This is a genomic window from Seongchinamella sediminis (assembly GCF_003457605.1).
Taxonomy (GTDB): Bacteria; Pseudomonadota; Gammaproteobacteria; order Pseudomonadales; family Halieaceae; genus Halioglobus; species Halioglobus sediminis.
This window is the reverse complement of record NZ_QRAN01000010.1, coordinates 21,576-45,283: the sequence shown is the minus strand read 5'-3', so window position 1 is coordinate 45,283 and position 23,708 is coordinate 21,576. Positions and strand designations below refer to the sequence as shown.

14 protein-coding genes are annotated in these 23,708 nt (G+C 58.8%); 12 read left to right on the top strand and 2 right to left on the bottom strand.

Going from position 1 to position 23,708, the window contains the following annotated elements; translation table 11 throughout:
• Positions 1-2: 2 nt before the first annotated feature.
• The 12 genes from iolE to DWB85_RS10575 all read left to right on the top strand — a co-directional run bounded on the left by iolE (position 3) and on the right by DWB85_RS10575 (position 18,410).
• Positions 3-905: a myo-inosose-2 dehydratase gene (iolE, locus tag DWB85_RS10635; protein ID WP_117954323.1), complete on the top strand. Its 903-nt coding sequence runs from the start codon at positions 3-5 to the stop codon at positions 903-905.
• Positions 902-1,903 (top strand): inositol 2-dehydrogenase, encoded by a 1,002-nt coding sequence (iolG, locus tag DWB85_RS10630; RefSeq protein ID WP_117954321.1) that lies wholly within the window; start codon positions 902-904, stop codon positions 1,901-1,903. The genes iolE and iolG overlap by 4 nt, the downstream gene beginning before the upstream one ends.
• Positions 1,904-2,054: 151 nt before the next feature.
• Positions 2,055-4,895, top strand: a complete 2,841-nt coding sequence (locus tag DWB85_RS10625; protein WP_117954319.1) for a TonB-dependent receptor — start codon at positions 2,055-2,057, stop codon at positions 4,893-4,895.
• Positions 4,896-4,963: 68 nt separating this feature from the next.
• Positions 4,964-6,346: an MFS transporter gene (locus tag DWB85_RS10620; protein ID WP_117954316.1), complete on the top strand. Its 1,383-nt coding sequence runs from the start codon at positions 4,964-4,966 to the stop codon at positions 6,344-6,346.
• Between the two features lie 16 nt (positions 6,347-6,362).
• Positions 6,363-6,818, top strand: a complete 456-nt coding sequence (locus DWB85_RS10615; RefSeq protein ID WP_133300604.1) for a hypothetical protein — start codon at positions 6,363-6,365, stop codon at positions 6,816-6,818.
• Positions 6,808-7,629 (top strand): inositol monophosphatase family protein, encoded by an 822-nt coding sequence (locus DWB85_RS10610; RefSeq protein WP_162846083.1) that lies wholly within the window; start codon positions 6,808-6,810, stop codon positions 7,627-7,629. The genes DWB85_RS10615 and DWB85_RS10610 overlap by 11 nt, the downstream gene beginning before the upstream one ends.
• A 79-nt stretch (positions 7,630-7,708) precedes the next feature.
• Positions 7,709-8,278 carry a PepSY domain-containing protein gene (locus DWB85_RS10605; RefSeq protein WP_117954310.1) on the top strand — a complete coding sequence of 190 codons (570 nt, stop codon included), beginning with the start codon at positions 7,709-7,711 and terminating at the stop codon, positions 8,276-8,278.
• Positions 8,278-8,949, top strand: coding sequence for a response regulator transcription factor (locus DWB85_RS10600; RefSeq protein ID WP_117954308.1), 672 nt, complete (start codon positions 8,278-8,280; stop codon positions 8,947-8,949). Before DWB85_RS10605 ends, DWB85_RS10600 begins: the two co-directional genes overlap by 1 nt.
• The gene (locus DWB85_RS10595) at positions 8,936-10,321 is read left to right on the top strand and encodes a sensor histidine kinase (RefSeq protein WP_117954306.1); all 1,386 of its coding nucleotides are present in this window, start codon (positions 8,936-8,938) and stop codon (positions 10,319-10,321) included. The genes DWB85_RS10600 and DWB85_RS10595 overlap by 14 nt, the downstream gene beginning before the upstream one ends.
• Complete coding sequence (locus DWB85_RS10590) at positions 10,318-11,736, top strand: alkaline phosphatase D family protein (protein WP_117954304.1); 1,419 nt, start codon at positions 10,318-10,320, stop codon at positions 11,734-11,736. Before DWB85_RS10595 ends, DWB85_RS10590 begins: the two co-directional genes overlap by 4 nt.
• A gap of 5 nt (positions 11,737-11,741) precedes the next feature.
• Complete coding sequence (locus DWB85_RS10585; protein ID WP_162846082.1) at positions 11,742-12,440, top strand: HAD-IA family hydrolase; 699 nt, start codon at positions 11,742-11,744, stop codon at positions 12,438-12,440.
• Positions 12,441-15,362: 2,922 nt separating this feature from the next.
• Positions 15,363-18,410 (top strand): YfiR/HmsC family protein, encoded by a 3,048-nt coding sequence (locus DWB85_RS10575; protein WP_117954298.1) that lies wholly within the window; start codon positions 15,363-15,365, stop codon positions 18,408-18,410.
• A 30-nt stretch (positions 18,411-18,440) separates the two neighbouring features.
• Here the strand turns inward: DWB85_RS10575 and DWB85_RS10570 are convergent, their stop codons facing one another.
• Positions 18,441-20,207, bottom strand: a complete 1,767-nt coding sequence (locus tag DWB85_RS10570; protein WP_117954295.1) for a SpoIIE family protein phosphatase — start codon at positions 20,205-20,207, stop codon at positions 18,441-18,443.
• Between the two features lie 240 nt (positions 20,208-20,447).
• Positions 20,448-23,411 (bottom strand): S8 family serine peptidase, encoded by a 2,964-nt coding sequence (locus DWB85_RS10565; protein ID WP_117954293.1) that lies wholly within the window; start codon positions 23,409-23,411, stop codon positions 20,448-20,450.
• Positions 23,412-23,708: the final 297 nt, after the last annotated feature.

The following is a 23,708-nucleotide window of genomic DNA, read 5'->3' as shown; positions in this document are numbered from 1 at the left end:
TTATGAGCGTGCACATAGGAATAAATCCGCTGACCTGGAGCAACGACGACATGCCAGAACTGGGTGCGGACATCCCCCTGGAGCAATGCTTACGGGAGGGGCGGGAAGCGGGCTATGCGGGCTTTGAACTGGGTCACAAATTTCCACGCGACCGGGCTGTACTGACGTCCCTGCTTGCCCGTCACGGCCTGGCTCTGGTCTCGGGCTGGTACAGCACCCGTCTGCTGCAGCGCAACCTGGAGGAAGAGATCGCGGCCGTCCAGCCGCACCTGGAACTGCTGCTGGATATGGACTGCGAGGTAATGGTCTGCGCAGAAGTTAGCGGCTGTATACACGGCGACCGTAGCAGCCCGCTGTCTGCTCGACCGCGGCTGAATGATAAGGAACTGGCAGATTTCGCGCAGCGGTTGACGGCTTTTGCTGAATACCTGCAGTCGAGGGGAATGCGCCTCGCTTATCACCATCACATGGGCACGGTCATCGAGAGCGTAGACGATATTCGCCGGCTCATGGCCAACTCCGGCGCGGCGCTGGGACTGCTCCTGGATACAGGGCACCTGACTTATGCAGGTGGCGACCCTGCGGTCCTTGCTCGAGACTACGGCGACCGTATCGTACACCTCCACTGTAAAGATGTGCGTGCTCCGGTTTTACAGCGGGCGCACGCCAGCGACTGGAGCTTCCTCGATGCTGTGCTCGCGGGGGTGTTCACCGTGCCCGGTGATGGCGCGATCGATTTTGCCTCGGTGTTGAGGGCGCTTCCGGACACTTACAGCGGCTGGGTGGTGGTTGAGGCGGAACAGGATCCAGCAATGGCTGACCCACCAACCTACGCCCGAATGGGCTATCAGTATCTTGCGGCATTGTTGCAGAAGAGCCCACTTGCGTTCGAGGAAATCATATGACAACAGGAATCTGTCTGATTGGTGCTGGCCGTATCGGCACTATACATGCGGACAACATCGCGGACGAGCCAAGTGCTCGCATTCTGTATGTTGTGGACGCCGATGAGGCCGCTGCAACAAGTCTCGCAAAGCGCTGTGGGGCAAAGGTCTCGCGGCTGGAGCAGGCCCTGGGTGATCCAGCGGTCGATGCGGTTCTGATCGCCAGTTCCACGGACACACATGTGGAACTGATGCGCGCTGCCAGTGATGCCGGCAAGGCAGTGTTTTGTGAGAAGCCGGTCGATCTCGACCTGGTGCGAGCGCAAGACTGCATACGCGACCTCGAAGGTCGCGGTACGCTGCTCGCGCTCGGGTTCAATCGCCGCTATGACCCGGATTTTAGAGAACTCTGGCAGCGGGTGCAGGCGGGTGCAATAGGCGATATTGAATTGGTGATCATTACCAGCCGGGACCCGGCCCCCCCTCCGCTGGATTATTTGCGACGATCAGGCGGTCTGTTTATGGATATGATGATCCACGACTTCGATATGGCACGCTGGCTTTTGGGGGAGGACCCCCTGTCGCTGTTTGCCAGCGCGAGCTGCCTGGTTGACCCGGAAATAGCTAGCCTCGGGGACGTCGATACGGCTCTGGTAAGCCTGAAGACGGCGAGCGGTAAACTTTGCCAGATCAGCAATAGTCGTCGTGCCGTCTATGGTTACGATCAGCGCATTGAGGTACATGGCAGTAAGGGCATGTTGCGTGCTGAAAATCGTAGCGCCAGCCAGATACAGTGCTTTCGCGCCGGGGCGGTAGAAAGCGATCCCCCAATGGACTTTTTCCTCGAACGTTACGCAGCCGCTTACCGATTGGAACTCAGGGCCTTTCTCGCGGCATTGAAAGGGGGGGAAGCGCCCCTGGTGACTGGCAGTGATGCGCTCAAAGCGCAGGTGCTCGCGGACGCGGCATCGCGTTCCTATCGTGAAAATACCCTTGTTTATCCGAAATATGGAAATTGATCTCCGGCTGTAACTTCTTTGTAATAGAATATATATAACTTGTATTAAATTAAATGGAATAAATATTTTACCTTTGGGGATAGTTCCCTTTATACTTGAGACCAGCTTCGGAGCTCCTCTCACTACTAGATAATTCAACTGGAGGTTCACTGTGACCCATCGTAACGCTTCGCTACAGCGCACCGCGCCTTTCCGCAGCCTGGCTCTGGCCAGCGCTATTTCAATGCTGGCCCTGGCCAGTGCACAACCCGCATTCGCACAGACTGTCACTGGCGAGGTCACAGACAGTACTGGCAGTGCGGTCTATGAGGGTGCGATTGTCCGGGTCGTAGAGCTCGGCGTATCCACGACGACTGATGGTCGCGGCCGCTTCCGTCTCAATGGGGTCAGCCCGGGCAGCTACACATTGACCGTCAGCTATGTCGGCGCACCAACACGCACTGTGCCGATTACGGTGGACGCCGATGGTCTGGTAATGGGTGCGCTGGTTCTGGGTGAGGGCAGCGACGACCAGATCGCACTGGAAGAGGTGCTGGTAACGGGTCAGTCGGCGGCGATGGCAGGTGCGATCAATCAGCAGCGGGCGGCCGACAATATCAAGTCGGTGCTGGATTCCGATACCATGGGTCAGTTCCCAGACCAGAACGTAGCTGAGTCGCTCCGTCGGCTCTCTGGAATCTCGGTAGAGAACGATCAGGGGGAGGGGCGCTATGTGGTGATTCGCGGCATGGACCCGGATCTGAACTCCACATCTATCAATGGTGTGCGAGCTGCGGCATCGGAAAATCGCCGTGCCATGCAGCTGGACGTTATTCCCAGTGATGTACTCGATGGTCTTGAAGTGCAGAAGTCACTGACGCCTGATATGGATGGTGATTCCATTGGCGGTTCGGTCAATGTCAAGACGTTGAGCGCTTTCAGCCGGAAGGACGCCTATTTCAAGGCCCGGCTCGAGGGTGGATACAATCATAAGCGCGGAGACTGGAGCCCCAAAACCTCTATTGCCGGCAGCGATATTTTTGAGCTGGATGACGGCCGCCGGTTGGGTGTTGCGGGGGCGTTAAGTTGGCAGGAGCGCAAGATGTCCACCGACAACAGTGAGGGCGACGATTGGGAAGTAGCTGACAATGGCAATGAGTTTCCCGAGTCTTTCGAACCGCGCTACTACCTTATCGAACGCGAGCGAATCGGTGCTGTTCTCAATTTGGACTATGACCTCTCTGAGACTACAACAATATTCGCCCGATCCCTCTACAGCAAGTTCGAAGACAACGAATTGCGTTATGCCCAGGGATACGGTGATCTGACCCCTCTTTCTGACAACTCGGTACAGGCTCGCAGTACCGCGTTCGGTTTCGCGGAGATTGACATGAACACCAAGGACCGGGTGCAGACTGCAGAGACTTTGTCGCTGTCTTTCGGTAGCGAAAGCCAATGGGAGGACTGGGGGCTGGAAACTAACCTGGGCTATTCCCACGGCGAAGAGGATGACCCTGATGTTGTCAACTCTGCCTGGGTGGGCGAGTTCGAGAGCGGCAGTGACGGCATAGACGCCGATTCTCCGGTGCTGACCCTGAACCGCAGCAAGGCGGAAGAGCCAGTGGTCGAATCTGATTACTTTGACCTTCTGCAAGATCCTGGCGCCTACGAGTTGGATGAAATCGAGCACGAAAAGAGTCTGGCTGAGGATACCCAGTGGTCATTGCAATTTGATGCCACTCGTCAGTTTGAAAACTGGGAGCTCAAATTTGGTGCAAAGGCCAGGTTGCGTGAGAAAGAAAATGACGAGGATGCCGACATCTACAGTGGCGACGATCTCTACACCATAGCCGACGTCTATGACCCAGGGGCGGCGGATGACTACGAGTTCGATAACGTGATTGAGCCGCTGCCCAGTGTGCGCGGGGTGCGCGACATTCTTCGCTCTGGCGAGGGCATCGAGTTCGAAGAGATAGACTCCACCATTGCCTCGGCATCCAACGATTGGGTCGTCAATGAGGACGTCTATGCGGCCTACGGCATGTTCAAGGTGTTCCTCGGGGGGCTCACCCTTACCGGTGGTGTACGGGTTGAATACACGGACTTCAGTTCGGACGGTAACGCGGTCGAACTCTTTGAGGAAGGAGATGAGTACAACGGGGTCGAACTGGAAGATGACCTTGTTGTTATTGAGAGTATTGACGCTAGTCGTAGTTACACCGATGTATTACCGAGCCTCAACTTGCGCTATGACCTCACAGACGAAATCGTTGCCCGCGCGGCGGTATCGCGCTCCATCGTACGGCCGTTATTTGAGGATGTCGCTTCCCGCATCAGCGTGGAGGATGGTGAGGCTGAAATAGGTAACCCTGATCTCGACCCCTACAACGCCTGGAACTACGATGCCTCATTGGAGTTCTATCCTTCTGAGTTGAGTGTTCTTTCCGCAGGCGTATTCTACAAGGACATTGAAGACTTCATCTTTTTACAAACGTTTGACGACTACAGCTTTGCTGGCCAGACTTTCGATGAAGCGACCATTGCCGAAAACGGAGACAGCGCCAATGTGCTTGGACTGGAGCTGAACTATCAACAGCATTTCGGTTTCCTTCCCTCACCCTTCGACGGGCTGTTGGTCAGCGTGAACTATACATACGTCGATAGCGATGCCAAGGTTAATGAGCGCGACATATCCTTTCCCAAACAGGCGGACAATATAGCCGGTTTTGTGATCGGTTATGAGAAGTACGGCTTGGACCTGCGCCTGGCTATGAAGTATCGCGACAGCTACCTGGATGAAGTGGTGGAAGAGGGGCTGGATCGAATAACAGATGAGCACACCCAGTGGGATTTCACTGCCAAGTACAGTGTGAGCGACAACTGGATGGTTTACGCTGAAGTTTCCAACCTGAACGATGAGCCTGAATACTATTACGCGGGCAACTCCCGGCGCTTACTGCAGTACGACGAGTATGGTACGACTTCGGTAATCGGTGTCCAGTACATCTATTGAGTCTAGCCGCGGGGCCTTTCCGGCCCCGCTCCTGATACGCTCACAACCGCGGTGGAAGTAAATTAGTCATGCAGTGGTTCAGTTTTTTCGCCACCGGACCCGATCGGCCAGTCAGTATTGAAGCCGCCGCGGTGGATCGCGAGTACCGGCGGCATCGCCGCGATGTAATCGTGATCATCACGCTGTGTTACGGTCTTGCCTACGTCTGTCGACTGGCTTTGAACGTAGTGAAAAAGCCGTTGATGGATGCTGGCATCTTCACGCCGGAGGAACTCGGCATCATCGGGTCGACGCTGCTTTACGGCTATGCGTTTGGCAAGTTCAGTAACGGTTTCCTGGCCGATCACGCCCATGTTGGGCGGTTTTTCGCCGCTGGACTATTGCTGTCGGCCTGCGCCAACTTTGGGATGGGACTGTCTGACCTGCTCTGGGTGTCAGCCCTTCTCTGGGGGCTGAATGGCTGGTTCCAGGGTTTTGGCGCACCATCAAGCGTGGTGTCGATGGCGCACTGGTACAGTAACCATGAACGCGGGCGCTACTACGGGGTATGGAGCACCGCCCATTCGATTGGCGAGGGACTGACCTACCTTGGTATAGCCTGGCTGATCGCGGCGCCCCCAAAGGGTCTGGGGCTGGACTGGCACTGGGGTTTCTGGCTGCCGGCGGCCATTTGCATTGGCGCGGCGCTGCTGGTGCTGCGCTTTCTGCCAGACCGACCGCGAGCGTTGGGTTTGCCAAGCGTTGCAGACTGGAGAGGTGATCATAGTGCCGTAGCAAGTGCGGCGGCCAATGGCAATGTGTGGAAGACGCAGTTACGCATCCTCGCCATACCTTCGATCTGGGTACTGGCTCTGGCCAGTTCCAGCATGTATGTCACGCGCTATGCGATAAACAGCTGGGGCAATGTCTACCTGCAGGAAATACGTGGTTTTGACTTGTTCGATGCAAACTTGTTTATATTCTTCAATACGGCAGCGGGTATTCTCGGCTGTGTTGCCTACGGGTTTGCCTCTGACAAGTGGTTTGATGCCCGGCGTCCTCCGGCCAACTTGCTGTTCGGGCTGATGGAGTTACTGCCCCTCTTCGTGATTTTTTGGGGGCCGGATGAACCGCTGATATTGGCGGCGGCGCTGGTGGTATATGGTTTCGGTCTAAGCGGAATACTCGCGTCGCTCGGAGGCCTGTTTGCTGTTGATATCGCGCCGAAACGCGTGGCCGGAGCGGCGATGGGCTTTATCGGCATATTCAGTTACGTCGGGGCCGGCATGCAGGATTACATCAGTGGGCGGCTTATCTCCGACAGCGAAATTGCACTGCGCTTTGCCACCGCCCAGGGGGAGACAGTGGTTCATTTCTATGACTACAGCGTTCCGATCTTGTTCTGGGTTGGTGCTTCGGTAGTGTCACTGATATTGGCTACAAGCCTGTGGAGGGTGCGTGCGACTGATTAAGCTGTTCCCGGGCGTGGTGACCATAGCGCTGCTATTCGGGTGCGGGCAGCAGGTCGATTCCAGTTTCTGCGCCACTCACGCCAGCGATCACTGGCAACACAGGGCTGAATTTTCCAGACTCGAGATTGATTACGTCGATAGCGGAGCTTTGACCGTTCAGTTGTGGTTGCCGAAGGCCCTGGCGGCAGGGATGGCAATAGCGGTTCCCGCAGACATCCTCGCCGTGCCCGATTTCTGTAATGTTGGTGTATTGCAGCGCTCTGAGGAGGGCGCAGAGGTATCGCTACGCTTTCAGGCAGAATGCGGTGACCGAAAGCCTGATTCACTGGCAGTGCCGCTGCTGGAGCAGCAACAGGAGATAGCCGAATTGGAGGTCAGCATGAATACCCCGGCAGTAACAAAGCACTTTGTTGTACACCACCAGTGTGAGGGGGCTCTTTTCAATGTCGCAGGGGGTGCCGATGGTGAATGATGGTGAACTTGAGCAACGTCTCGGCAAGGCCTGCGAGATGGCACGCAGCGCCGGCAACTTTGCCGCGGGAAAATTCGCCGACCTTGGCGCCCTGACGGTAGAAAGCAAGGGTGTGCAGGATATGGCCACCGAGGCCGACATTGAGACGGAGAACCTGCTGCGCCGGGCAATAGCTGAGTATTACCCTGACGATGCATTTCTCGGCGAGGAAAGTTGTGATGATTTTAGGTTTCAGCCGGGGCAGGGGGTCTGGGTCGTGGACCCCATCGACGGTACCCAGCCCTTTATCAGTAACATCACGTCCTGGTGTATTGCACTCGCTTATGTCATCGACAACAAGACAATGATCGGGGTGATCTACGATCCAGTGCGTGACGAGATGTTTGCCGCAAGCCGTGGCGGCGGCGCTATGCTCAATGGCCGTCCACTGGTCACCAGTAAGGCGACAACACTGGCGGACGGGCTGGTTGGGCTGGGTTATTCCAACCGGGTGGAGCCGGCAGAAACCCTGGGGCCGATGCAGCGTCTTATGGAGGCCCAGGGTATGTTCCACCGTTGCGGCAGTGGTGCTCTAAGCCTGGCGTACGTCGCAGCCGGTCGACTGATAGGCTACTACGAGCCGCACATGAATGCCTGGGACGCAGTTGCAGGCGCATTACTGGTGCGGGAGGCAGGCGGGCGCAGTAATCCGGCGCTCGAGCGATCGGGGGTCCTGGACAAGGGGTGTGCGGTATTGGCTGCAGCAGAGGGCATTTACGATGCCCTGCTAGCGGCGGTTGAGGGCGATGTCGCAGTCACAGGTCTAACATGAACAATTGTTAAGCCCTACCTCATGCGAGTTTAGCCTGGCTCGAGTTAAAGTGTGTGAAATCACCTGAGGAGGATCGCACATGAACCGCTTTTCAATGGGAATCTGCACCCTGGCCGCCGCAATTGTGGCTGCACCCTTGCTCGCCACAGCTGGCAACGACCTCGAGGAGGCTGCGGTGGCTCTGTACGCTATTGATCGCTCCGGCGTCACCGTGGAGAAGGCCCTGACGCAGGTCGAAGCGACCGTAGGGGGCATCGCCTATGAGTATGAGTTGGAAGATGAGGACGGCCAGCTGTATCACGAGATCAAGGTCATGGACCTGGAAGCTGGGACTCGGCACAAGCTACGCATTGCTGTGGCTGACGGCGCTATTAGCGAAGAGAAAGAAAAGCGCAGTTGCGGTCTTGTCTGTCGTGATGACGAGGTCCTGGCAGCTCGCGCCTTGAAAGACTCCGGCTACAGCCTTCGCAAGGGAATTGCTGACAGTAAGCGAGGAGAGCAGCAGTTGCTGGAGGAAGCCGAGGTGGAACTGGAGCGTGGAGTGCGCTACATCAAGCTGGAGTGGGTTGGTCCACAGGGCGAGCGGGATCATTTGATCGACATTGATTCAAGCCAGGCGATTCCCACCCTGACCAGCCCCGATCGTTGATGAAGCTGCTTCTTGTCGAGGACGACCGGACTACGCTGGACTACCTTTCCAAGGGGTTCAGGGAGCAGGGGTACAGCGCTGATATCGCCGAAAATGGCGTTGACGCGCTGCACCTCGCCACCACAGGTCGTTACGATCTCATTGTACTCGACCGAATGCTGCCACAATTGGACGGTCTCGCAGTACTGTCGGCGCTGAGGGCCGCGAACAACCGTACCCCGGTAATTGTTCTCAGCGCGCTCGGTCATGTCGATGAGCGGATTCGCGGGCTGAAGGCAGGCGGCGATGACTATTTGACCAAGCCATTCTCCTTTGCAGAGTTGCGGCTGCGGATTGAAAATCTGATCCACCGAACCGCAAGCGGTACAGGTCCCGCAACTGAGCTGCAGGCCGATGACCTGGTTATGGATCTTGTCGGCCACCGGGTGACATGCGGGGCCGATGAGATTCCCTTGCAACCGAAAGAATTCCAGCTCTTGCGCTTCTTGCTCGAGCATCGTGGCAAAGTTGTGTCACGTACACAGCTGTTTGAGGCGGTGTGGGACTATCACTTTGACCCCAAGACCAACGTTATCGACGTGCACATCGCCAAGCTGAGAAAAAAGCTCGAGACCAGTGGTCGCGGCCAGTTGATCGATACCGTGCGCGGGGCTGGATATGTTATCCGCTGATTTCCCGCGCCTGCGTTACCCGCATACATCCATCTGGCGCCTGACTTTGCTTTTTACCATGCTCACGCTATTGGTCAACGCTCTCGCACTCGCCACAGTATATGGGTTTACCGTGTCCGAGCGCGAACAGCAGGTCCAGCGCAATGTGCTGATAGCCGCAGATACATACCGCCGACTGGCCATTGATGACGCAGGAGCCACCTCTCTGCGCCGGATTGTCGACACGCATGCTCGTGGGGCTGCCAGCACCCTTTTGGCGTTGGAAACGGGTGCCGGTGTGAGCGGCAATCTGAGCGCAATTCCCGGTGAGTTGCCGCAGTACCCGCAGACCGATCGGTTTGCGGTAGCGGTGTCGCAGCTGGGCGGCGATGCTGCGGTCGAGTTGGCCCGGGGCACGTGGATAGCGGTAGGCCCCGGGCGTCTCATGGTCGCGCAGCTGGAGCCGGACAGCAGTGCTTATCAGCGCGATTTCCTGCTGGCGTCTGCATTGGCATTGGGTCTCTGCCTGCTACTGACATTGGTTGTCGGCTACTTTTTCAATCGCCGCCAACTTGGGCGGTTGCGGGGTCTGAGTGAAAGTATTGAGCAGATTCAGCGAGGTCGCCTGGAAACGCGCCTGCCCACACAGCGCGAGGGTGACGAACTGGATGTGCTCGCCGGCCAGGTCAACTGCATGCTGGATGAGATTGATGACTTGCTGCTCTCGGTGGCTGGTGTGACGGATAATATTGCCCATGACCTTCGTACCCCCCTGTCACGTCTAAGCCTGCGTCTCGAAGATATGGACCGCAGGTTGAAAGCTGAGAATTGTGACACAGCGATACGGGAAACCCTGACCCAGGCAAGGAGCGACCTTGATCACTTGGTACAGACTTTTGAAGCGATGCTCGATCTGTCACGGCTGGAAAAGGGAGCACTGCAAGTCGAGGGAGAGCCCTGCGTGCTGGCTGATATCGCCAGCGATGTTGTCGAGTTGCTGGCGCCGATGGCAGAGGAGCGCGGACAGCGCTTAACACTTATCAGTCGGGGAGAGGGTAGCGTTATTGGTAATGCCAGCCTGCTTTTCCGTGCGCTTTATAACCTGGTTGATAATGCTATTCGCTACGCCGGGGCCGGCGCCACTATTGTTTTGCGCGAGGAGCCTGGTCGCCTTAGTGTGGAGGATTCGGGACCCGGAATTCCGGTTGCGGAAAGGGAGCGCGTTTTTGAACGTCTTTATCGCCTCGACCAGAGTCGCAGCCAGCCCGGCACAGGACTGGGCCTTGCGGTGGTTAGAGCCATCGCCCGCCTTCATGGCGCAAGTATTCGACTTTTGGATGCCACACCGGGCCTGATTGTTGTAATCGATTTTTTACCTAGGGAGTCTGTATGAAAACTGCAAGAAGACATTTTCTTAAATCGCTGGCTGTTGCCGGTGGCTCACTACCACTACTGGCGACTGGCCTGCGCGATGCCCTGGCCGACGGTAGTGGTTATCCTCGCCTGGTGCACGGGCCGATGCCCGGTGCGGTGGGGCAGCGAGATCTGCAGCTTTGGATGCGCGCCAGCGGCCGATATTCAGTGCAAGTGCAGTATAGCCGGCAGCCGGACATGGCTGGGGCGCAGTTAAGCTCCCCTGTCGAGGCTGGGCCTGATGACGACTTTGTAGCTCGCATCAATCTCGGCGATCTGGAGCCTGGTAGCACCTATTATTATCGTCCCTGGGTGGACGGCAAGCCCGCCAAATATCTGGACAACGTGCCGCCATTTCAATTCTCCACGGCGCCTGCCGGTTCGGCGCGGTTTCGGCTTGCTTTTGGGTCTTGCGCCCGCTGGCAGGAATATCCGCACCAGCCGATCTGGGGTGCGCTGTCGCGGTGGAATCCGGACCTCTTCTTCTGGCTGGGCGACAATATCTATGCTGATACCGTAGAGCCCGGTATTATGTCCGACCTGTACAAGATGCAGCGCGCGGTGCCAGAGTACCAGGCGTTTGGCAGCCGTGTGCCGCAGCTTGCGATATGGGATGATCACGATTATGGCCTCAACAACAGCGCCAGTGATAACCCGATGCGGGAACAAAGCCTGGCCTTGTTCAAGCGCTATTGGGCGAATCCTGCGTATGGCACGGCACAGTCGCCCGGCGTTTACTTCCAGTACCATTACGGCGGCGTCGATTTTTTCTTCCTGGACAACCGCTACTATCGCGATCCCAATGATAGCCCAGACGGCCCTGGCAAGAGCCATTTGGGTGCGGCGCAACTGGCATGGCTCAAGTCTGGCCTCAAGGCCAGTACGGCACCGTTCAAGGTGCTGATCAGCGGCGGCGGCTGGTCTCACAATCCTGAGGCTTTTGGCGAGGACAACTGGACCAGCTACCGGCACGAACGCGATAGTCTGTTCAATTTTATTCGCGATGAGGATATTGGCGGGGTGATGCTGATGTCGGGTGATATCCACCGGGCAGAGGTAAACTGTATACCCTGGTCCAGTGAAGGCGGCTATGACCTGTACGAATTTGCCAGCTCGGGCCTCGCCCAGGATACGCCCATGCCAGAGCCCATCGAAGAGCCGGAGATCCGTATTCGGGTCCCATTCACCGGTGGTCACAATGCTGGCCTTGTAGAGTTCGATATGACCCTGGACGATCCGGTTGTACGCTTCAATGTGATTAACTCTGGTGCCCAGACTGTGTGGGACGAGCCAGTCAGTGTGAGGGCCAGTGAACTTCGCAATGGGGTGGGCAGTTGGAGGAACAAGGTGGATCCGGAGCTGCCCTCGCCGGTACGTGCTGATATCCGCGTGTGATCCGAGTGTCTTGCGAAGCGGTTATCTTCGACTGCGACGGTGTGCTGGTTGATAGCGAGTATCTATGTCACCAGGGGCTGTCCATTGCTTTGCAAACAGAAGGCATAAACCAGTCGGCAGAGGCGCTTTTTTATGAGTTCAGGGGCGTTGAACTTGCGCGTATTTTTTCCGCTCTGGAGCAGCGTTACGGCCGTTCATTGCCGTCTGGCTTCGAACTTGTTTACCGCGCGATAGTGGCAGAGTTGTTCGAGCGCAAGCTGCGCCCGACAGCCGGGGTTAAGGAGGTGCTGGAGCAGCTAAGCGTGCCATTCTGTGTGGCCTCCAATGGCCCCCGGGCCAAGATTGAGCATGCTCTTGGCCTTACCGGCTTAAGCCACTACTTTGGTGAAAACATATACAGCGCATTTGAGGTCAATTCCTGGAAACCTGATCCAGGCCTGTTTCTGGCGGCATCCCGCGATCTAGGTGTGGCGGCCTCACGTTGCCTGGTGGTAGAAGACAGCGCAGTGGGCTTGCAGGCGGCACAGGCTGCCGGTATGGCAGCGGTACACTATGTCGCTCAAGCTCAAGCTCAAGCTCAAGCTCAAGCTCAAGCTCAAGCTCAAGCTCAAGCTCAAGCTCAAGCTCAAGACGGGATGGCGGACATACCACAGATCAGGCACATGTCAGAGCTGCTTTTGCTACCGGGCCTGTCCCGGTGCTGATGGTGTCCTGGATCAAATCGGGGTGAGCGTGCCCACCGTGATCCGCAGAAGCAGAATTGTTAATGCAGCATTAATGCACTTTGGATTGTGTTCAGCCGTTTGTAAGCGGTATAATTGTTCCATATTAATTAAAAGTGAAATATATATGCTAAATAATAATGGGCTCTCGCTGTTTGATGCGCGGCGTGAGGCAAAGCATCCCATAGTCCGGTTGTCGTTACCGTTCGTGGCATGTCTGCTTATTGCTGCCTGTGATAGCGACGGGGATGAGGTGGTTCCTTCTGCGAATTCGTCGACTGGAGAAGCCCTGGCCCTGAGTGCCTATCGCTTCCGCACTGATGCCGGTATTGGTCTCAACGAGGATAGTTGGGGGGGGGCGGCCAATACGCCAGTGGAGGTACGGGTGGACAAACCTTTCCGCCTGCGGGTAGAACTCGAAAACCGGAAATCCGCCGTTTCCAGTAGATCTTTCTCGCTGCAGTACCGCCGCAACCAGGGCGCGTGGGAGCAACTGACAGCGGAAGACTTCCCCTATCCGACCAAAGACCTGACGTTGGACTTTTCTGGCGGTTTGGATCAAGAGCCTGCAAATCAGCTGCAACTGGTTCGAGGCAATGAAAACGCACTGTCGTGGCGTGAAAATGGCAAGGACAGCTACTTGCAATTAGACAGCGGCGGCGAGTCGCTGATGGTTCTCGGTGACTACAAGACTCACTGGGAGACCGAAGAATTCAAAGCGGTGTTGCGCTTGGGCAAAGCGGCCAGGGGCGGTCTGTTGTTTGGCTACCAGGATGTTGAAAACCATTATCGCCTCGATGTAGAGGGCGCGGGCCCGATAGCTCTGGTTCAGCGTCGCGACGGACTTGACAGCATTCTCGAGACGTTCGATGTGACAGTTGAGGCGGGGCGTTGGATAGAGGTCGCTGTAGTGCTTGACGGAAACGAAATTGCTATCGAGTATGAATGGGACCCGATAATTGAAGGAATGGAGTGGAGTCGTCAGCTCGAATCGAAGGTGCAGGCATCCGATACCGGCCTGTATCTGCCGGCGCAAAGCCTTGTCGATGTCAAAGCGCTGGAGCTCTCCGCAGAAGCCCATTCACCCCGGGGGAGCATCGTCAGCAGCCCCGCTTACAAGCACGGTGCAGAGACGCTGGACCTGTTGCCCTACTCACAACTCCCCTTCGTTGCCGGCGCCGGTATCAGCTTCGCGCCCACAACGCCAACGTGGACGTCGGCATCGGCTCAGGGTGAATGGGAGTTCCCCATCGTGTTGCGTTACTTTTCTGACGGCGCAGTGACCAACCATGACGGAGACCGCTTCGAGTTCAGGGTGCTGGATGACGCCGGGGTCCCGATTGCATCGGAACGGCAACCGTCGGTTACGCTAAAAGTCCCGGATGGACACCTGGGTGGAACTTTTGTCGAAACTCCGGGCCGCCTCGGTCCCTGGCAGGCTGCGGACGGCGAGCTTTACTTCCTTATGGAGCCTTCCGAAACTGACAATATGATGATGATGGTACATTCGGCTGATGACGGCAGGAGCTGGCAGGAAGTGGACGGTCTCAACCGACCAGCCACTGGCGATCTTGAGGGTGTAGCCTCCGCGTTTGATGGCGAACGCATACACATCCTGCACCAGACATCAGATGATGTTCTCTACCACGTGTTCAATACAACGGCGAATGGGGAGGAGGGAGGCTGGGAAATTCGCGACGAACGTCTGGCTTCTCCATCTGAGCCTCCGGTGCAGGTGGCAGACCTGGCATTGCGCTCCGACGGTAGCGTGGTGGGGGTATATGGCGACCTGCACAAAATACGTTATCGCGTTCGTTCACCCGCCGGTGAATGGGGCGAGGCTTATGTTATCGACCCCGACGTGGACAGGGATTTGTCTGGCCCGGTTGTCGTGAAAGGCAGGAACGATGTTATCCATCTTGCCTATACCGGATTTGACGGAACCGCATGGTATCGCCGCATTCTTCCAGAAGGTGAGCTGACAGCACCACAGTTGGTTGCCGAAGGTCTTGGCACCAAAGTCGAAGACGCCGGTGGGATTCTGCCGCTGGCCTACCTGTCGGAATCTGACATGGTAAGTATCGTCTATCGTCTGGATAACGGTGAGCTCTGGCAGCGACTGGCTGGTGATAAACTCTCACCCGCGGTGCGGGTTACAAATCGTGCGGTAGCGCGCAATGCTGCCGACTCGGAACAGGTTGGCGCAGACGCGGTGTCTTTCGGCGAGCAAATTCACGTATTGTTTATCGAGGAGGGCTCCGGCAGTTTGTACCACACCTGGCGTGATGCGGATGTAGCCTGGGCGGAGCCGAAGCCGGTGATAGAAGGTGAAGACGTACTTTGGGTGCGCGGTGCAGCTGTCACAAAAAGTGAAGGGGATACAGTTTACGGTTTTGTCTACGATGGCGGCTCAGGGGGTGGCTCAGGAATGAATCGTTACGCCGAAGTCCCGGTTGCCCAGCCTCGACCCCCTTCTGGAATGTAGAGCTTGTTATAGGGAGTCTTATTGACTGGCATTGAACTCTTGCAACCAGGTCGTAGTTGAGGGCAATAAAAAAGGTTTTATCACGATAAAAAAAGCAACAAGAAGTGAACAGGTTTCGTGAGCGGAAACTATCGTCTGCTTATGATCTCAGAGCCTATGTGCGGGCGTGCACTGCCTTGCCTGCCACCGAATACCGGTGGCAGGCTTTTTTTATACAGACTGGATATTCACGGGCTTTGTCGGATTATGCATCTGCCGCGACTCCTGAAGTAACAGCCGTCTTTGTGCTTGTCCCCGTCGCCAATCGCTGTTGCCCAGCGGGTACGCTGCGGGTTAAGCTCGCGCGCCTCGACGTGGCGCCTATCGGTGCTATATTTTCGATGTAACGCCCCAGGGGGACTCAAGTGGATTTGCACCGGATGTCTGTTCGACAGGGCCTGCTGTTTACTGCCGTCGCATTGCTGGCTGTGCTGTTCTCTGTCCCCGGTTCATCCCAGGAAGTCACCATACAAGACGGCAAAGCGAGCCTGCTGATATCCATGCTGGCCAACACCACCTGGCCGGACGAGGACGCGATTGACACCTGGCGGGTTGGTCTTTACGGCCGCGACCGCAAACTGATGGCGGTGCTCAAGCGTGACCTGCCCCGCTACCCGACGCGGGGCAAACCGGTGACCGTGCGCCCCTATTCCACGCTGGATGATGCCAGGGCCGCCCACATCCTGGTTGTTGCACCGGGCAGTAACTCGGACCTGAAGGAAATATATCGCGCCCTGAAGGGTAGCCAGACCCTGATCGTGACCGACGGTGCCGCGGACCTTGAGTTCAGCATGGTCAACTTTACCCATCCCAGCAGCGTCCGCCTCGGCTTCGAAATCAACCGCAGCAATATTATCGACGCCGGGCTGCAGCTGTCCCGCGACATGCTGCTGTTTGGCGGCAGCAAGCTCGATGTGGCGGCGGTTTACGAGGAAACCGAGGCCGAGCTGGAGCGGACCCGGGCGCTCGCCCGGCAGCGGCAGCAGCAAATGGAAGCGCAGCAGCGGGAACTGGAGCAGCAGCGCGAGACTATTGCCCGGCAGCGGGCCCTGGTCGCCATGAACGAGGAAGAGCTGAAAGCCCTGGGGGACCAGCTGTCCGGGGTGCAGCAGGTGCTGGAGCACAGTGAAAGCCGGCTGGTGCAGAACGCGGCGCTACTCGAGGAGAAAGAACGCGTCCTGGCCGAGAAGGAAGCCTATATCGAGGGTTACTCCCAGCGCATCGAGCGCAACCTGCAGCGTCTGGCGGAGCAGCAGGCGGCGATTGGCGAGCAGGAGGAGAAAATCGCCGAGCAGGAGCGGGTGCTGGTCAGGCAACTGGGCACCATCGAGAGCCAGCGCCTGATACTGGCGGGAGCCATCGTGGGCCTGCTGTTGGTGCTGACCCTGATTGTGGTGATTTTCCGCGGCTACCGCAGCAAGCATCGCCTCAATCTGCAGCTGGAGGGCAAGACCAGGGAGCTGGGGGTAGCCAACGAAAAACTGGTGCAGATGACCGAGGCGAAAAGCCAGTTCCTGTCGACCATGAGCCACGAGATACGCACACCCATGAACGGGGTTATTGGGATGGCGGAGCTGCTCGACGGCACCGAGCTGAATGACCAGCAGCGCGAGTACGTGTCGCTGATTATCAAATCGGCGGACACCCTGCTGGGGATCATCAACGACATTCTCGATTTTTCCAAGATCGAGGCCGGCCGCCTCGACCTGGAACGGGTGCCGTTCAATATCCGCGACATCCTCGGCGATACCCTGCAGACGCTGGCCCTGCGCGCCAATGAAAAGGGCCTGGAACTCACCTTCCACATTCCGCCGGCGGTGCCCGAAAGCCTGCTCGGTGACCCCCTGCGTCTGCGCCAGGTGATTGTCAACCTGGTTGGCAACGCCATCAAGTTTACCGAGCAGGGGGAGGTCGCGGTAGATGTGCGGCTGGATTCCGCCGAGGCTGGTGTGGCCCGCCTGCGCTTTGCCGTTCGCGATACCGGCATTGGTATTTCGCCGGCCCAGCAGCGGCGGATTTTCGAGGCCTTTGGTCAGGCTGATTCCTCCACCACCCGCCAGTTTGGCGGCACCGGCCTCGGCCTGGCCATCGCGTCCCAGCTGGCCGAGATGATGGGTGGGCGGATGCAGATCAGCAGCGAGCCAGGCCGCGGCAGTACCTTTTCCTTCGGCGCTGACCTGGGTATTCCCGCGGCGCCGGTGCCGGCGCCCGTGCATCCCGAACAATTGCGCGGCCTGAAAGTACTGGTTGTCGACGACAACCACACCAACCGGCTCATCCTGGAAGAACTGCTGCACAGCTGGGGTATGGAGGCGATAGTGGCGGAGCACGGAACGGCGGCTCTCGCGTTGCTCGATGAGGCGCGGCAAGCAGGCACCGGCCTCGCCCTGGCCCTGCTCGACGTCATGATGCCGCAAATGGACGGCATCGAACTGGCCACGCGGATTCGCGGCCGTCCCGAACTGGCAAGAATGCGCATCATCATGCTGTCGTCCGCGGGGCGCGCGGAGTCACAGGAAGTGCGGAATCGACTGGACATCTCGCGGATGCTGATGAAGCCGGTGAAACACTCGGACCTGCTCAACGCGATCACCGACGCCATCGGGGTCACCGGCGGTCGCAGGGACTCAGCGCTGTCAACCACCCCGGCAGACCTGGTCGCCCGGCGTATTCTGCTGGTGGAGGACAATCCGGTGAACCAGAAGGTTGCCCGGGAACTGCTGGCCAAACGGGGCCACGCGGTGCAGTTGGCGTGCAATGGCCGGGAGGCCGTGGATATCAGCGCGCGCGAGGAATTCGACCTGGTGCTGATGGACGTGCACATGCCGGTCATGGACGGTCTTACCGCGACCCGGATTATTCGCGAGCGGGAGCGGTCAACCGGTGTGCACGTGCCCATTGTCGCCCTAACCGCCGGGGCCACCATCGAAGACCGGGAGAACTGCCTGGCGGCGGGGATGAACAGTTTTGTCACCAAGCCCTTCCGCGCTGGCGAACTGTTCCAGCAAGTGGAAAAGTTTGCCGCCTCGTCAGCGGCGCCGGTGCCCGCAGCCACCGAGGCAGTAACAGCGAAACCCGCCGTGGAAGAGGCTCCCTGCCTGGACCGGGCTGGCGCCTTGCGCAACCTGGACGGCGACGAGGACTTTTTCGACGAACTGGTGGTCATGTTCCGCGAGCAGTGCCCGGGCCTGATGGCGGATGTCGAGGCTGCCGTCGCCAGCGGAGACATGGACAGCCTGCAGCGCGCCGCCCATGGCCTCAAGGGCTCGGTACAGGTGATTGGAGGACAGGCGGCCGCGGCCGCTGCGCTCGCACTGGAGCGGATTGGCCGGGAGGGCGATGCCGGCGCCGCGGGCAGCGCCCTGGCGGTGTTGCGCACACGCCTCACCGAGCTGGAGAAGGCATTACAGCCTGCCGGCGGCGACTAGCATCGGCACCGGCAAGCGAGGCGTCGGGACTTAGCCGTCCTGGTCCTTGTTCGCCAGGTCGGCCCGCAGTGACTCCACCACCGCAGCAAACTGCTGGCGGTTGCCCTCGCTGAGTGCCGCCAGGGTCTCGTGGGCCCGGAGTATGCGCCGGCCCTGCTGGTCCGGGTTCACCGCATCGCTGTGCAGGGTCTGCATCGCGTCCGGCAGGGGCTCGCTGTCCTCGCTGATGTGGTCCATGACCTTGCCCATGCTCAGCTCGTCGAACAGGGCGCGGATGTTATCCGGCACGCGCTGCAGCCCCACCTCCCTGTCGTGCTCGCAGACCAGTTCGTGCAGGGTGCCCAGGCAGGTGCTGTCGAGGTTATCGCAATCGGCGAGATCGATGCTGAGATGGCCGTGCTGCGCCAGCAGGTTCCGGGCGGCGTCCAGCAGTGACTGGCTGCACAGCCAGGTGGCCGCCCCGCTGATGCTGAGAAAAGCCTGTCCCGGCCTGGCGCCCTGATGCAGGTGGGGTTGGCTCACTGGCTGTTGCGACTCGGTTCGCTGCTCGCGGGTCGGGGTGTCGTCGAAATGGCTGTCTCCCTCGGCCCGCTCCAGTAACAGCATGGTGATGTCGTCGCGATCCCCGCTGACACCGCGCCGGGCGGCCTCGTACAGCGGGGCCAGCAGGTCGGCGTGCGCAGTATCGGCGCCGAGGGCGCTGCCCAGCTGCGCCAGGGCGGGTGAGTCTGCCCCCCCGTCAGTCACACCGTCGGTGTAAAGCAGCAGCCGTTCGCCCGGCGCGATAGCCACCTCGGTCTGGGCGTAGTCCGCCTCTGCGTCCAGACCCAGGGCGGGGCCGGTGCGTTGCAGCAGGCGCGGCTCGCTGCCCGGTGACGCCAGTACGCAGGGGGTGTGGCCGGCGGAGGCGAAGCGAGCGCTGCCCTGGCGCAGGTCGACCAGCACATAGGCGGCGGTGATGAAGGTGCCGGGGGCGGAGAGGGTCTGGAACAGGGTGTGGTTGAGATCCCGCAGCACCTGCGCCGGTCCCAGGATCTCGCCGCCCTGGCCCATGGGGTGCAGGCGGGTCTTGAACAGCACCGAGATCATGGCGGCGGCAACGCCGTGTCCGGCGGCATCGGCAATCACCAGCGCCAGGTGGTCCTGGTCCAGCAGGATGGCGTCGTAGAAGTCGCCGCCGACACTGCTGCCCGGCCGGTAGAGTGTGTCCATGCACCAGCCGGCGACCTTTGGCGGCGCCTGCGGCAGCAGGGCGCGCTGGATGACTTCCGCCCGGTCCAGGTCCGCCTGGATGACCGCCGCCTGGTCCTCCAGCACGCGGTTGGCTGCTTCCAGCTCGGCCACGTTCGCTGCCAGCTCGCTATAGAGCCGCTGGCGATCGCGCACCAGCTTGATCTGGTCCAGCGCGTTGCGCACCGCCACCCGCACCCGCTGCACCTCGGGAGGCTTGGCCAGATAGTCGAAGGCGCCCAGGTGCAGCGCATCCACCGCCGCGTCAAAGGTCTCCACGCCGGACAGTATGATCCACAGCGGTTCCGGGCAATTCTCCTGGGCCCACTTCATCAGCTCCAGGCCGTCCATCCTCGGCATGACCACGTCGGTCACCACCACATCGACAGACTTCTCCCGCAGATACTCCAGGGCAGCCTGGCCGTCCCCGACCTCGATGATTTCCGCGGCGCCAAGCGAAGCAAGCCCCCGGGTCACGATCTTGCGAACCATGGGATCGTCGTCCACCACCATTAACACCGGCCCCGGGCTGGCTGTGGTGCTTGTCTGGAGACTGTCGTTGCTCATTGCCTACTCCGTACAACTGATCAGTCGCTGCCGCGGAATAACGTGGCGCACTGCATCAGCATTGCTCTGTCCCTCAGGACCTCATCGCCGCTTCAGCAAGCGATAGATAAAGTGTAACCCATGGACGGCCATCAGTTTAGCTGGGCGCGTCAGCGCGACGCCCGGAAACGCGCCCGGCCGGTGATGAGCAAAAAAAAAGCCCGCGTTTCCGCGGGCTTTCTCCATACCGTGGGTCAGGTCTTAGTCTGTCTCGATGACGACCATCGTTTGACCAATTTCATCAACACCGTTCTGATGCGACAATTTGCCGAGATACTTGGTATCTTCGAGAAGGTCCATCCACTCGACAGAGATATCTGCGCTGGCCCCAAGGGCGGCGTCGCCTGGGTCAGAAGCTGTCATGTTTGTCTCATCGCCGGCCACAGACCAGCTGAACAGCGTGTAGGCAGCATCCGGTCCATCAGTCTGCCAGCCATGCACAATAACGTAGTAACCGTCTGAGGCGGGATTGGGTATATCAACCTGCTCGGCGCTAGTGCCCGACCCGCTGCCTGCGACAAAGTTAGAGTCTGCGTCGAATACGTAGAGGTCGAGGTCATCGACGCCATCAGTGTAATCATCAAACAGTGAAATGCGCTGATGAACCGCTCCCTCAGCTCTCTCTACAAAATGCACACTAATACCAACACCAGTACCCAAAGCAGTATTGATGTCGTTTGCGGGATCGTCGACGACCGTGCCTTCCTGCATATCAGCAGCAGCCAGGCCGTGCACGTTGATTGAGTACTCACCGTCATAACCAAAGGTAACGGGGAAGCTCAGCTCGCCGTCAGTCTGCGTTCCAGTTACCTCAGCGGGTGCCGCCAGTTCAACCGCGTTCAGTACGAAGGGACTGCGCACGGTGTGAGCGTCGCCTGACCATGTGATGTCACCTTCCAGCCAGGTTTGCAGTTCGGCGCCCTCATTGGTAAAGGTCACCTCGTAGGAGGCTGATTCACCCTGTGCGAGCTCAAGCTCAGACGGGAAAACATCTACTGCGATCCCCGCAGGTGCTGTCACCGATACCTCATATTCTCCGGCAGGGCCCACATTGGTTACGGTCCTTTGCACAGTCTGGGATCCGGCGAGAGCGCCAATGGCTATCGAGGGATAGTTGAGGTCACTAGGATCAATACTGATTTGAGGACAGTAAGCTGCCTGCAGCTCACCCGATCCGCACAGGAAGCCGAGCCAATCGACCCATCCAGAATCATATGCCAAACCGGGATTGGTAGCCGCATTAGGCTGGACGAAACCGGCACCGTAATCGAGGGCGCCGCCGTCAATGGGGTTGCCCTCGTTGGTGTCGGTTGTTGCCGTGGTCATAAACGCGGACTTGATCATCGCCGGGGACCAATCGGGATGGGCCTGTTTCATCAGCGCACCCAGGCCGGCCATATGGGGACTGGACATGGAAGTGCCGCTCAGGGCGTCGAAGCTCTGGCCGTTGGAACCGGCAGGGGATACCGCCGCGATGATGTCCACACCGGGGGCCATAATGTCCGGCTTGAGCAGGTCGCCACCGTGGGCCAGCGCAGGCCCGCGGGAAGAGAACGCCGCCACCTGTGACGCTTCGGCGATGTACTGGGTACCCTCGCTGATATCAGCAGATGCACCGGATGACTGTGCGTAAGTCCTCAGTGCATCGCCAGCGATATGATCAACGTGAATGCTGGGCACGGTGTGGAAGTCGGCATTGAGCGAATTGGGGCCCTGGTTAGCGAGTATCATGCCGATACCGCCCGCTTCCTTCACCGCCCGGCTCTTGTCCACGCGGGCGATGTCACCGCGGTCGCAGAGCACGACCTTGCCGGTAACCACTGCGCTGTCGAGGCTACCGGGGTTGCACAAGATGTCGCCGGCATCACCGGCATACACCAGGTCGCCGCTGACGCCGGAGCCGAGGGAAACACCCTCGTAAGTGATGTCTTCACCGGTAGTCACGCTGGCAGTATAGCCGCGATCATGGGTGCCGGCGGCCACGGTAGTGAGCCAGGGGCTGTTGTGGGCCACCGTTTCAGGACCAGGCCCGCTGTTGCCTGCCGAGGCAGCGACGAAAACCCCGGCGTCGGCGGCAAACAGGAAGGCCACTTCCACCGGGTCGAGGGAAGTGGTGCGGGAGCCGCTGATGGAGAAGTTGAGGACGTCAACCCCATCGGCCACGGCCTGATCGATCGCCTTGACGCTGTCACTGCTGAAGCAGCCGCCGTCAGTACCGGTACCCCAGCACACCTTGTAGGCAGCAACCCTTGCTCTGGGCGCCATGCCACTGGCTTCACCGACATGCTGCCCATTGATCACTACAGGGACGTTGGCATTGCCTGCTGCCGTACTCGCAGTGTGGGTGCCGTGGCCATCAAAGTCGCGCGCAGAGAGGAACTCATACTTCAGCAAGTGTGACTTTCCGTTTGCGGTGAAGCCCTCAACGAACCATTGCGCCCCGATCAGTTTATTGTTGCATGTGTTCTGGGACCAGTTTTGACCTGAGCGGCAACTGCCAGACCAATTTGCAGGCGGTGGTGAGTACGCCAGTTTGTTCTTGCCGCTTTTTCCAGGCGCTTCCGAGAGGTCTACGGTGTCCGCAAAGCTGCTACTCTCCGGCCAGATACCGGAGTCGATGATGCCGACAATGATGTCTTCGCCAGCACTGTCGATACCACCGACGTCGTTCCAGATGCCGGAATCCAGCTCCAGCATGTGGGAGGTGGTAATCGTGTCTGGCTTCAGCAGGCGGTCGGGAGTGACTGCCAGTACGCCGGGCATCTTTTTCAGGGCGTTGGCCTGCTTTCTGCTGAGTTTGGCGGAGAAGCCGTTGTAGACGTATTTATAACTGTGCACTTTCTGGCCTGCGCCCACGGCACGCAAGGCGGCATCGTGGCGATCGACCAGGTAATTGGCATAGTCAGCCACATTCTTGTCTCGCGGGTTCAGTTTCTTGTTCTTGCCTGGCCGGGTGGCCTTGAGGCCCTTGATACCGCCATCGTAGGCGGCCACGGGGTTGTCGGACATTTGCACGATGTATACCCCGGTTTTGCTTTCTTTCACCTGTGACAGGCTGGTCAGAAGGCGCTCTTTGTCGGGTGTGCCTATGTCGACAGCAATACTGGGGCTGGATAACAGCACGGCCGCCAGCGATGTCACCGCTATTCCTGAAAATTTAGCCATTGTGGATTCCTTATTAGACTGTATTACGCAGCACAATCAGCGTGTAACAACTGGAAGCGGGCATTCGGGCGAGCTAGGCTCCGGGAGTGCCAGCGTCAGCATCGCAACAGCCAGGCCAGGGAGGGTGAAGGTGCAACTCTCTCCGCCGGTTATTGTGCTGCTGCAGTTGTGCAACTGTGCTGCGGACTAACGCAATATAGGCAGAGCTTCTACAGGGTGCAAGAAACGGCGAAAATTATTAGCGGTGCAGAATTGATACACGCTTGCAGGTCGTAAAGTGTAAGCGCACAAGAACTG